The organism is Flavobacterium sp. KACC 22758, assembly GCF_028736135.1.
Classification (GTDB): domain Bacteria; phylum Bacteroidota; class Bacteroidia; order Flavobacteriales; family Flavobacteriaceae; genus Flavobacterium; species Flavobacterium johnsoniae.
Window position 1 is genome coordinate 3,874,247 of the sequence record NZ_CP117878.1, and the last position, 12,417, is coordinate 3,886,663.

General features: G+C 34.0%; 8 protein-coding genes. 7 read left to right on the top strand and 1 reads right to left on the bottom strand.

Features of this window, described 5'->3' with window-relative positions; genetic code table 11:
- Positions 1 to 60 precede the first annotated feature (60 nt).
- From uvrA to PQ462_RS16160, 6 genes are all read left to right on the top strand, one after another.
- A complete protein-coding gene (gene uvrA, locus PQ462_RS16135; RefSeq protein WP_274250767.1) occupies positions 61 to 2,892 on the top strand; it encodes an excinuclease ABC subunit UvrA in 2,832 nt (943 codons plus the stop codon).
- 48 nt (positions 2,893 to 2,940) lie between these two features.
- Positions 2,941 to 3,168, top strand: coding sequence for an addiction module protein (locus PQ462_RS16140; protein WP_274250768.1), 228 nt, complete (start codon positions 2,941 to 2,943; stop codon positions 3,166 to 3,168).
- A 9-nt stretch (positions 3,169 to 3,177) separates the two neighbouring features.
- A complete protein-coding gene (locus tag PQ462_RS16145) occupies positions 3,178 to 3,399 on the top strand; it encodes a hypothetical protein (RefSeq protein WP_274250769.1) in 222 nt (73 codons plus the stop codon).
- A 359-nt stretch (positions 3,400 to 3,758) separates the two neighbouring features.
- Entirely contained in the window at positions 3,759 to 4,487 is a 729-nt protein-coding gene (locus PQ462_RS16150; RefSeq protein WP_274250770.1) for a TIGR00730 family Rossman fold protein, read from the top strand.
- A 209-nt stretch (positions 4,488 to 4,696) separates the two neighbouring features.
- The gene (locus PQ462_RS16155) at positions 4,697 to 7,444 is read left to right on the top strand and encodes an aminopeptidase (RefSeq protein WP_274250771.1); all 2,748 of its coding nucleotides are present in this window, start codon (positions 4,697 to 4,699) and stop codon (positions 7,442 to 7,444) included.
- A gap of 189 nt (positions 7,445 to 7,633) precedes the next feature.
- Positions 7,634 to 10,048 carry an alpha-ketoacid dehydrogenase subunit alpha/beta gene (locus tag PQ462_RS16160; RefSeq protein ID WP_274250772.1) on the top strand — a complete coding sequence of 805 codons (2,415 nt, stop codon included), beginning with the start codon at positions 7,634 to 7,636 and terminating at the stop codon, positions 10,046 to 10,048.
- Between the two features lie 146 nt (positions 10,049 to 10,194).
- On the opposite strand, the gene kdsB is transcribed toward PQ462_RS16160, so the two are convergent.
- Entirely contained in the window at positions 10,195 to 10,929 is a 735-nt protein-coding gene (gene kdsB, locus PQ462_RS16165) for a 3-deoxy-manno-octulosonate cytidylyltransferase (protein WP_274250773.1), read from the bottom strand.
- Between the two features lie 130 nt (positions 10,930 to 11,059).
- Between kdsB and PQ462_RS16170 the strand changes: the two genes are divergently transcribed.
- Positions 11,060 to 12,397 carry a PQQ-binding-like beta-propeller repeat protein gene (locus PQ462_RS16170; protein WP_274250774.1) on the top strand — a complete coding sequence of 446 codons (1,338 nt, stop codon included), beginning with the start codon at positions 11,060 to 11,062 and terminating at the stop codon, positions 12,395 to 12,397.
- Positions 12,398 to 12,417 lie beyond the last annotated feature (20 nt).

Genomic DNA, 12,417 nt, shown 5'->3' on the forward strand with positions numbered 1-12,417 from the left:
TTTGCATTCGAGTACAAAAAGAACAAATCAAAGTGGTAACTTTGCGTTTTGCTTATTTTTATGCTAGATAAAGACAACACTATTGAAGTTCTTGGCGCAAGAGTTCATAATCTAAAAAATATCGATATTTCAATTCCGCGTGAAAAACTGGTGGTAATTACCGGTTTATCAGGTTCGGGAAAATCATCTTTGGCATTTGACACTATTTATGCCGAAGGCCAGCGTCGTTATGTTGAAACTTTTTCGGCTTATGCCAGACAATTCCTTGGCGGTTTAGAACGTCCAGATGTTGATAAAATCGACGGACTTTCTCCCGTTATTGCCATAGAACAAAAAACTACCAGTAAAAGTCCGCGTTCAACCGTTGGAACCATTACTGAAATATACGATTTCTTAAGACTTTTATATGCCCGTGGTGCAGACGCTTACAGTTACAACACAGGCGAAAAAATGGTTTCATATTCTGATGAACAAATTAAAGATTTGATTATTCAGGATTATAACGGAAAACGAATTAATATACTGGCACCTGTAATTAAGGCCCGTAAAGGTCATTATGCCGAATTATTCCAGCAAATTACAAAACAAGGATTTCTGAAAGTCCGCGTAAATGGAGAAGTTCAGGATTTAACAGCCGGAATGAAACTGGATCGTTATAAAACACATGATATTGAAATCGTTGTGGACCGAATGGTTATTGAAGATAATCCGGATAATCAAAAACGATTAGCAGAAAGTATCAATACTGCTATGCATCACGGTGAAAACGTATTGATGATTTTAGATCAGGATTCAAATGAAGTACGCTATTTCAGCCGAAACTTAATGTGTCCTTCAACCGGTATATCCTATCAAAATCCAGAACCGAATTTATTTTCTTTTAACTCTCCAAAAGGCGCCTGTCCGCATTGTAACGGATTAGGAACTGTACACGAAATTAATGTTAAAAAAATAATTCCAAATCCTAAATTATCGATTAAAAGCGGTGGTTTGGCTCCGCTTGGCGAATACAAATCATCATGGATTTTCAAACAGTTAGAAACCATAGGTGAGAAATTTGGATTTAAAATTACAGATCCAATCGAGAAAATTCCTGAAGAAGCCATGACCATGATTCTGCATGGCGGAAAAGATAAATTTACTGTAAGTTCTAAAGATCTTGGTGTTACCCGCGATTATAAAATTGATTTCGAAGGAATTTCAAACTTCATCAAAAATCAATATGATGAAAGCGCAACAACCAGCATAAAACGCTGGGCAAAAGATTTTATGGACGAAATTCCATGTCCGGTCTGTGAAGGTTCACGCCTTAAAAAAGAAGCTTTATTTTTTAGAGTAAATGAAAAAAATATCACTGAATTGTGTGATATGGATATTTCAGATTTAACTGCATGGTTCCATGATTTAAACAGCCACCTAACCGACAAACAGCTTTTGATTGCCTCTGAAGTTGTTAAAGAAATTAAAGACCGTTTGAACTTTTTAATGAACGTTGGTTTAAACTATCTGGCTTTAAGCCGAAGTTCAAAATCGCTTTCAGGAGGGGAAGCACAGCGTATTCGTCTGGCAACCCAAATTGGTTCACAATTAGTTGGTGTGCTTTATATTTTAGATGAGCCAAGTATTGGTTTACACCAAAGAGACAATGAAAAACTAATTCATTCACTTGAACAATTACGTGATATTGGGAATTCTGTTATTGTGGTAGAACACGATAAAGACATGATTGAAACAGCAGATTATGTAATTGATATTGGTCCAAAAGCCGGAAAATATGGAGGAGAAATCATTAGTATTGGAACTCCTGCAGAAACTTTAAAATCAGATACTATTACCGCTCAATATTTGAATGGTAAAATGAAATTAGAGATTCCGAAAGAACGCCGCAAAGGAAATGGAAAATTCTTAAAACTAACCGGAGCAACAGGAAACAACCTTAAAAATGTTTCTATCGAAATACCTTTAGGCCAGTTAATTTGTGTTACAGGAGTTTCAGGAAGCGGAAAATCGACTTTGATCAACGAAACGCTCTACCCTATTTTAAACGCTTATTACTTTAATGGCGTAAAAAAACCACAGCCTTATAAAAAAATTGAAGGTTTAGAACATATAGATAAAGTTATAGATATTGACCAAAGTCCGATTGGAAGAACACCGCGTTCAAATCCAGCAACTTATACCGAAGTTTTTACAGAAATCAGAAACTTGTTCACAATGACTTCTGAAAGTATGATTCGCGGTTACAAAGCCGGACGTTTCAGTTTTAACGTAAAAGGCGGACGCTGCGAAACCTGCGAAGGTTCTGGAGTTAGAACAATCGAAATGAACTTTTTACCAGACGTTTATGTAGAATGCGAAACGTGTCAGGGAAAACGTTTTAACAGAGAAACACTTGAAATTCGATACAAAGGAAAATCAATCTCGGATGTTTTGGACATGACGGTTGACGAGGCGGTTCCGTTTTTTGAAAATATTCCGAAGATTTACAGAAAAGTAAAAACAATTCAAGATGTTGGTTTAGGATATATTACACTAGGACAGCAAAGTACAACGCTTTCTGGAGGTGAAGCACAACGTATTAAACTAGCAGGAGAATTGTCTAAAAAAGATACCGGAAATACGTTTTATATTCTGGACGAACCTACAACCGGATTACACTTTGAAGATATTCGCGTTTTAATGGACGTAATCAATAAATTGGTTGATAAAGGAAATACAATTCTGGTTATTGAGCACAATATGGATGTTATTAAACTTGCCGATTATATTATCGATATTGGACCTGAAGGCGGAAAAGGCGGCGGACAATTAATTGCCAAAGGAACACCGGAAGAAGTAGCCAAAAATAAAAAAAGCTATACGGCTAAGTTTTTGAAAAAAGAGTTAATTTAGTATTGGATTAGTAAAACTAGTAGTTTAACTATTTATAAAAATATCATTATGAACGGCTTAAGTTTAAAAGTAGATTTAGATTTTAAAGAGTTACTAAAAGTAGTAAAGCAATTATCTCCTTCTGAAAAATTAAAACTTAATGATGAAATTTGGAAAGATGATATCGAAATTCCTTCTGAACATCAAAAAATTGTTTTAAATAGAATTGAAAAAAGCAAAGCTTCACCTGAGAGAATGTTAGATTGGGATGATGTTTCAGATTTGCCAATTCAATAATTCCAGATAATGTACAAAATTAAAATTGATGAAGATGCTTTAAACGATCTTCGTGAAATTGTTATTTGGTATAATGATCAATTAGAAAATTTAGGCTTACGTTTTCATAAACAAGTTAAATCTCAAATCAATTCTTTAAAAACTCAACCTTACATTTGTACTATTCGATACAAAGAAGTTCGTTGTATGCTTGTAAAAAAAGTTTCCTTTCATGATTCATTATACAATTAATGAAGAATCTTATTTAATAGAAATTTTTACCATATTTCATAATAGCAGAAATCCTCAAATTTGGAATTCCAGAACAGCAAAATAAAATATAAAACTTTACTTTCTTAATAATCGCCTGATAATGAATACAGAATCATTCCTAACCATTATCTCAACATTACTTTTAGATTATAAATTTTCTTTTTTGTAACAATTCTAGAAAAAAGAGTTAATTTAGTATCCGCTTTTTTAAAAAAATTCAAATTTTTAAGAAAAGTTTTTTTTCAGATAAACCAAATTGTTTGTTTGAAAACAAATGACCTAGATATATCATTGCAACGACAGCTTAAATAAAAATATAGATAATTAAAATACCTAAAATGAGATTAGAAGATTTTGATAATGATGAGGACAAAGTAATCCAGGACAGTTTAAAACAAAAAACCTGGAATGAAATTAGAACCAATGACAGCTGGGCGATTTTTAAAATCATGTCTGAGTTTGTAAACGGTTACGAAAGTATGGGGCGTATTGGTCCTTGTGTATCTATTTTTGGATCTGCGAGAACAAAACCAGACGATAAATATTATTTACTGGCAGAAAAAATTGCTTTTAAAATCAGTAAAGCCGGCTATGGCGTAATTACGGGAGGAGGCCCGGGAATTATGGAAGCTGGAAATAAAGGTGCACATATGGGAGGCGGAACGTCTGTTGGTTTAAACATCGAACTACCTTTTGAACAGCATTTTAACCCTTATATTGACCACGATAAAAACCTGAATTTCGATTATTTCTTTGTGAGAAAAGTAATGTTCGTAAAATATTCACAAGGCTTTGTGGTTATGCCGGGAGGCTTTGGAACACTTGATGAAATGTTCGAAGCCATCACTTTAATTCAAACCAAGAAAATTGGAAAATTCCCAATTATATTAGTTGGTGTAGAATTTTGGTCTGGTTTAATCGAATGGGTAAAAACAGTTTTGGTAGAAAAAATGCATACTGTAAGCCCGGAAGATTTAAACTTATTTAAGATCGTAGACACTGAAGATGAAGTAGTTGATGTTTTAGATAAATTCTACAAGAAATACGATTTAAGCCCAAACTTTTAAAATTAAATCACATATTATCACAAAAAATGAAAGCTGTTTTTTTAAACAGCTTTTTTTATGCTATTTTTACAAAAACCAAAACAGCTTTACACACGTAACTTAAGGTATATATAATTTTAAGCCAATTCTTGAAATCATTCTATAAAATTATAATCATAATCTTTGCTTTATTCAATTCAATAAAGCAATATGCACAACATCAGTCTAAGATGGAAGTGGCGGTTAATCTTGAACTCAAAACACTAAACGTAAAACAGGACATTACCTATTTAAATACTTCAAACGATACTTTGGTTTCAATTGTTTTTAACGACTGGAACAATGCTTTTTCAGATAGAAATACACCTTTGGCAAAACGTTTTTCTGATGAATTTTATCGCGGTTTTCATTTGGCAAAAACTGTAGAAAAAGGAAACACTACAATTTTAAATCTGACCGATTCAAACTTTACCGCTCTTGAGTGGGAAAGAACAGAGAAAAATCCTGATTTTATCATTGTACGGCTGAATAAAAAACTTCTCCCTGGCGAACAAATTGATCTGCATATTACCTACATTTCAAAAATTCCAAGTGATAAATTTACCCATTATGGATTTGACCAAAACGGGATGAACTTAAAAAACTGGTTCCTGACCCCTGCCCGCTTTGAAAATCATGATTTTGTAAAATACAACAACTTTAATCTTGACGATATTCCAAATGCCGAAGCTGATTATGAACTTGAAATAAAAGTCCCAAACAATTACTCTATCATAACCGATTTAAATTCGGTTTCAAAAGACAGCACTAATGCTGCTTACAGCACCTATTCGTTTGCAGGAAATAACAGAACTGATTTTAATTTGTTTATTGAAAAACAAAACAATTTTAGAAGTTATAACAACGGGACAATTGAGGTTTTAACTGACTTGAAAAACAAGAAAATAACCGAGATTCAAAAAGCAATTGTAATTAATCGCGTTGCTGCGTTTGCGAATGAATTTATCGGGAAATATCCGCATGAAAAAATCACAGTTTCGCAGGCAGATTATGAACGAAATCCTTTTTATGGACTAAATCAGCTTCCTTCTATAATTAGTCCGTTTTCTGATGAGTTTATGTTTGAAATTACTTTTTTCAAAACCTATCTCAACAATTATCTAAAAAACTCCCTCCGCCTTGACCCACGAAAAGACAATTGGGTTTATGACGGAATCCAGATCTATGCCATGATGAAATACATGGAAGAATATCATTTAGATGAAAAAATGCTGGGCAGACTTTCGAGAATGAAACTTTTTAAAAGTTACAATATCACCAATTTGACTTTTAACGAGCAATACAGCTATTATTATATGCTTATGGCACGTAAAAATCTGGATCAGCCGCTTGGCGATCCAAAAAATACTTTAATAAAATTTAACGAGCAGATTGCGAGCAAATACCGCGCTGGTTTAAGCTTAAGTTATTTAGACGATTACTTGAACCATAATATTGTTCCTGAAAGTGTTCAGGAATTTTACAATCTTAATAAGTCACAGCAGACAAATCGTTATGATTTTGAAAAAATCCTAATTAAAAAAAGCTCTAAAAATCTCGATTGGTTCTTTAATACCATAATTGATTCCAGAGAAATTATAGATTATAAATTTACAAATGTATCGAGAACTGCCGACAGCGTTCAGTTTTCAATAAAAAGCAAAACTGACATTTACGCGCCTATTCCTGTTTACGGCCTTAAAAAAAATAAAATTGTTTTTAAAGAATGGATTGAACCGAAACAACCAGATTCTGTTTACCAGTTCAGCCGAAAAAATGCTGATAAATTAGTTATCAATTACGATAACGAAGTTCCGGAATTCAATCAAAGAAACAACTGGAAATCATTAAAAAGCTTGGTAATCACAAATCGCCCAATCAAATTTAATTTTGCAAAAGATTTAGAAGATCCTTATTACAATCAGATTTTATATATACCAACCCTCACCTATAATTACTACGACGGTTTTACGCCCGGAGTACGTTTTCATAACAAAACCATTTTAGATAAACCGTTTACGTTTGATATTAATCCTGCTTATTCTTTAAAAGCCGGAACATTATCTGGTTCTTCTGCTTTTGCATGGAGTCAGTATTATCGAAACAGTACTTTATATAATGTAAGATATTCTCTAAGCCAGAACTATTTCCATTATGCGCCGGATGCAACGTATTTGAGACTGAATCCTATGGTGCAATTTCGAATTCGTGAGGAGAATTTTAGAGACAACAGGAAACAGCTTATTATGTTTCGTCAGGTAATTGTAAATCGTGAGGCAAGCGAATTTATTACAGACAATTCAAAACCAAATTATTCTATTTTCAATGCGCGGTATGCAAATACTAAAACAGAATTGGTCGATCATTTTAATTTTATGACCGATGTTCAGTTTTCAAGTGGTTTTGGTAAAGTCTCCGCAGAAGTAGAATACAGAAGATTATTTGAAAACAACAGAAAGTTAAACCTGAGAGTATTTGCCGGAAGTTTTATTTACAACACAACAAATTCAGATTATTTTAGTTTTGGTTTAGACAAACCGACTGATTATTTATTTGATTACAATATTCTGGGAAGATCAGAAACTACAGGTATTTTCAGCCAGCAGTATGTAATTGCCGAAGGAGGTTTTAAATCTAAGCTGAACCCTGCATTTGCAAATCAATGGATGGCGACTGTAAATGCCAGTTACGCATTATGGAACTGGATTGAAGTTTATGGCGATGCTGGTTTTTTAAAAAATAAACATCAAACAGAGTATTTTGCTTACGACAGCGGCATACGCTTAAACCTTGTTCCTGATTATTTTGAGCTTTATTTTCCGGTTTACTCAAATAACGGATGGGAAATATCACAAAATAAATACAACGAAAAAATTAGATTTGTGATAACTTTTTCTCCTAAAACATTAGTCACTCTTTTCACTCGAAAATGGTTTTAATTGAATAAATTTTAATCAAAAACATAAATAATTATCAGAAAAAGAATAAAAACAATAAAAATAACACAAATAAAATACATAGTTTTTTGGTTTTAAATACAAATAATTGAATTATATTTATTTTAAAGAATTATGATTATTGATTGTTTTTAAGTAATTTCGCAGACTCAACATGACCCCTACAAGATTATGATAACAGAAAAAAGCAATACTACTTTAACCTTTGAAGATTTCAGAACTGAGGTCCTGAATGATTACAGAATTGCCGTAACAAGCCGTGAATGCAGCTTATTAGGCCGTAAAGAGGTATTAACAGGAAAAGCTAAATTCGGGATTTTTGGAGACGGAAAAGAAGTGCCGCAGCTTGCTATGGCAAAAGCCTTTAAAGATGGGGATTTTCGTTCTGGATATTATCGTGATCAAACCTTTATGATGGCGATTGGCGAATTAAACGCAAAACAATTTTTTGCAGGTTTATACGGCCACACCGATTTAAATTATGATCCAATGTCTGCCGGAAGGCAAATGGGCGGACACTTTGTAACGCACAGTTTAAATGAAGACGGATCCTGGAAAGATTTGACAAAACAAAAAAATTCAAGTTCAGATATATCACCTACTGCAGGACAAATGCCAAGATTATTGGGATTAGCTCAGGCATCAAAGATTTACAGAAATGTTGACGGAATAAAAATCAAAGACAAATTTACTGTAAACGGAAATGAAGTTGCGTGGGGAACAATAGGAAATGCAAGTACTTCTGAAGGATTGTTCTTTGAAACCATAAATGCTGCCGGAGTTTTACAAGTTCCGATGGTAATGAGCGTTTGGGATGATGAATACGGAATTTCGGTCCATGCAAAACACCAGACAACAAAAGAAAATATTTCTGAAATACTTAAAGGTTATCAGCGTGATGAAGATTCTAAAGGATATGAAATCTTTAGAGTTAAAGGATGGGATTATGCCGAGTTGGTTTCGACTTACGAAAGAGCCGGTGCCGTTGCACGCGAAGAACATATTCCAGTTTTAATTCACGTAAACGAATTGACACAGCCGCAAGGCCACTCAACTTCTGGTTCTCACGAACGTTACAAAAGTGCTGAAAGACTTGCCTGGGAAAGAGATTTTGACTGTATCCGTCAAATGCGTTTATGGATGATTGCCATCAATATTGCCTCTCCGGAAGAATTAGCAGAACTTGACGCTGAATTAAAAAAAGAAGTTCTTGAAGCTAAAAAACAGGCTTGGAACGATTTTATTAATCCAATTATAGAAGAACAAAATAATCTTTTAGATTTATTGGAGCAGATTGCTGAAGCCAGCATCAACCATAAAGAAAGAATTAGAAAATATATTTCAGAATTAAAAGCTATTAAAGCGCCTTTAAAGAAAGAATTACTGGTTTATGCCCGTAAAATTCTTCGCTTTATAGAAGTGCCAAACAGCAAAGTTATTCTGTCAAACTGGATTACGAATTTTATTGAAGCAACTCAGGAAAAATTCAGCAGCAACCTGCATTCAGAATCAGCACAAAATGTATTTTCTGTACAAAAAGTACTTCCTAAATATGCTGAAAATGCAAAACCGGACTTAGACGGAAGAATGGTAATTCGTGATAATTTTGATGCTTTATTCAATAAATATCCTGAATTATTGATTTTTGGCGAAGATGTTGGAAACATTGGCGACGTAAATCAAGGACTTGAAGGCATGCAGGAAAAATACGGAGAACTTCGTGTTGCCGATGTCGGAATTCGTGAAGCAACCATTATTGGTCAGGGAATTGGAATGGCTTTGAGAGGTCTGCGTCCAATTGCTGAAATCCAGTATTTAGATTATTTATTGTACGCGATTCAAATCATGAGTGATGATTTGGCTACTTTACAATACAGAACTGTTGGAAAACAAAAAGCACCATTAATTATCAGAACACGCGGACACCGTTTAGAAGGTATCTGGCATTCTGGTTCTCCAATGGGAATGATTATAAACGCTATCCGCGGAATTCATGTTTTGGTTCCAAGAGACATGACACAAGCTGCAGGATTTTACAATACTCTTTTAGAGTGCGATGAACCTGCTTTAGTAATTGAATGTTTAAATGGTTACCGTTTAAAAGAAAAAACACCTTTAAATTTTGGTGAATTCAAAACGCCGATTGGTGTGGTTGAAACTTTAAAAGAAGGTGCAGATATTACTTTAGTTTCTTACGGATCGACTTTAAGACTGGTTCAGCAGGCAGCAACTGAGTTATTAGATCTAGGAATCGACTGTGAAATTATTGACATTCAGTCTTTACTTCCGTTTGATGTTAATAAAGATATTGTAAAAAGTATCGCAAAAACAAATCGTCTTTTAGTAATCGACGAAGATGTTCCAGGCGGTGCTTCAGCATACATATTACAACAGATTTTAGAAGAACAAGATGCTTACAAATATCTTGACAGCAAACCGCAGACTCTTGCTGCAAAAGCCCACAGACCTGCTTATGGAACTGACGGCGATTATTTCTCTAAACCTTCTGCCGAAGATATTTTTGAGAAAGTGTACAGCATAATGAATGAAGTTAATCCTTCTAAATTTCCAAATTTATACCAGTAATTTAAACTGTTTTAGATAATAAAAAAAGCTCCAAAATTTTGGAGCTTTTTTTATTATTATCTGAAGTCAAGGTCATTGCGAGGAACGAAGCAATCACACTAACAGGATAAACGTCGTGAGATTGCTTCGTTCCTCGAAATAACGAGTTAAATATCTCTAAGCATCGCTCTGGCTCTTTCTAAATCCTCAGCAGTATCAATTCCAATTCCAACATGAGCTGTTTCAACCATTTTAATACGTTTTCCGAACTCTAAATAACGCAGCTGTTCTAATTTCTCAGAAGCTTCTAAAGATTTCATTGGAAGACTGTAAAAGTCTAATAAAGCCTGTTTTCTAAAAGCGTAAATCCCAATATGCTGAAAATAACGAACCCCGGCATCTTTCTCTCTTGGATACGGAATTACTGATCTTGAAAAATACAACGCAAACTGCGATTGATCTACCACAACCTTAACATTATTTGGATTGTTGATTTCGTCTTCGTTTGTAATTTCACGCATTAACGAAGCTAAATCAATCTTTTTATCTGGATCATTTTTAAAAACAGACAAAACCTGTTCTAAAGGGCCCGCTTCTGTAAAAGGCTCGTCTCCTTGTACATTTACCACAATATCAACATCAAGATTTGCAACAGCCTCTGCAATTCTATCACTTCCAGATTCGTGTTCTTTGATGCTCATAATGGCTTTTCCACCATTAGAAACGATTTCATCAAAAATCAAATCAGAATCGGTTACAACAAAAACATCGTCAAATAACTTAGTCGAAACCGCAGCTTCATACGTTCTTAGAATTACTGTTTTACCTCCCAAATCCTGCATCAATTTTGCAGGAAATCGTGTTGAGGCATATCGTGCCGGTATTACCGCTATTATTTTCATTTTAAATCTATTTTAGCAAAACAAATGTAAGTATTCAAAACTTAGATAAAAAACATAATCGAAACAGATCGTTATAAAACTGAATGGCAGTATTTTAAAAAGATATTATATTTATGAGAAAAAAAACATCATGAAAAAACCACAGTTTTTGATACCGCTTTTATTGTTTTTTATTTTTAATAATTCGGTTTTAGGCCAAAACAAATCTAAAACAATCAATGCATTTTCAGATCGGGTTTTTAATGGAAAAGAATACCAGCCATTAGGCAATTTAAAATGGAAATTTAAAACCGAAGGCAAAATCTTTTCTTCTCCCATTTCTCAAAACAATACGGTTTACATTGGCAGTGAAGACGGGTTTCTATATGCTGTTGATGAAAAAACAGGGAAAGAAAACTGGAGGTTTAAAACCAACGGAGCTATTCACAGTTCTCCGAGTATATCTGGAAATACAATTTATTTTGGCAGTTTTGATGGTTTCTATTACGCTGTAAATTCCCAAACCGGAAAAGAAATCTGGAAATTCAAAACCGGAGGTGAACACTGGCTGGGCGAAATTGGAATGTGGGGTTTTAAACCAGCAAATCAATATATGGAAGATTTATGGAGTTTCTATTTATCATCTCCCGTTGTGTACCAAAACGGAAAAACGGCTTTAGTTTTATTTGGCAGCAGTGACGGTAATGTTTATGCTGTTGATACCAAAAATGGAAATCTAATATGGAAATTTAAAACAGATGGTCCTGTTCACGGAACTCCTGTAATTGATAAAAACAAAATTTACATTGGCGGCTGGGATGCTGTTTTACATGCTTTGAATGTAGAAACCGGAAAAGAAATCTGGCACTTTGCATTGGGAACTCAAACAGGTTTTAAAGGAATTCAATCTTCTGTGGCTGTTAGTGATGGAAAAGTGCTTTTTGGAGCGCGTGATCCTCATTTTTTTGCTTTGGATTCTGAAACAGGAAAACTAATCTGGAAATACGATGCCGAGAATTCCTGGATTTTGAGTTCTGCTGTCGTTAAAGACAACACCGTTTATGTAGGAACTTCTGATACTTATGCTTTATTAGCTTTGGACCTAAAAACCGGAAAAGAAAAATACCGTCTTAAAACAAACGGTTATGTTTATTCTTCGCCTGCAATTGCCGGAAACACGATTTATTTTGGAGATTTTACAGGGAATTTCTTTGCTCTAAACTTACTTTCAAACGCAAAAGAATTCAATTCTGTAAGTACTGAAAACAGAAAACAATTTGCATCTGCAACTCTAAAAAATGATCTTTTAGATTTTGGATATACGGCCCAAAATGAAGATTTGACATTTTACGATAATAACAAAAAAGTAATGGATCAATTTTATAGATTAGGCCCCATTATTTCCTCTCCTTTTGTAAGCAGCAACACGATTTACTTTGGAAGTGCAGACGGTTTTCTATATGCTTATAATCTGCAAAAAGGAAAATAAATCTTCTGGATATTACGACA

Coding starts and splice junctions, on each gene's coding strand:
- uvrA (WP_274250767.1), top strand. CDS start 61: ATGCTAGATAAAGACAACACTATTGAAGTTCTTGGCGCAAGAGTTCAT.
- PQ462_RS16140 (WP_274250768.1), top strand. CDS start 2,941: ATGAACGGCTTAAGTTTAAAAGTAGATTTAGATTTTAAAGAGTTACTA.
- PQ462_RS16145 (WP_274250769.1), top strand. CDS start 3,178: ATGTACAAAATTAAAATTGATGAAGATGCTTTAAACGATCTTCGTGAA.
- PQ462_RS16150 (WP_274250770.1), top strand. CDS start 3,759: ATGAGATTAGAAGATTTTGATAATGATGAGGACAAAGTAATCCAGGAC.
- PQ462_RS16155 (WP_274250771.1), top strand. CDS start 4,697: ATGGAAGTGGCGGTTAATCTTGAACTCAAAACACTAAACGTAAAACAG.
- PQ462_RS16160 (WP_274250772.1), top strand. CDS start 7,634: ATGATAACAGAAAAAAGCAATACTACTTTAACCTTTGAAGATTTCAGA.
- kdsB (WP_274250773.1), bottom strand. CDS start 10,929: ATGAAAATAATAGCGGTAATACCGGCACGATATGCCTCAACACGATTT.
- PQ462_RS16170 (WP_274250774.1), top strand. CDS start 11,060: ATGAAAAAACCACAGTTTTTGATACCGCTTTTATTGTTTTTTATTTTT.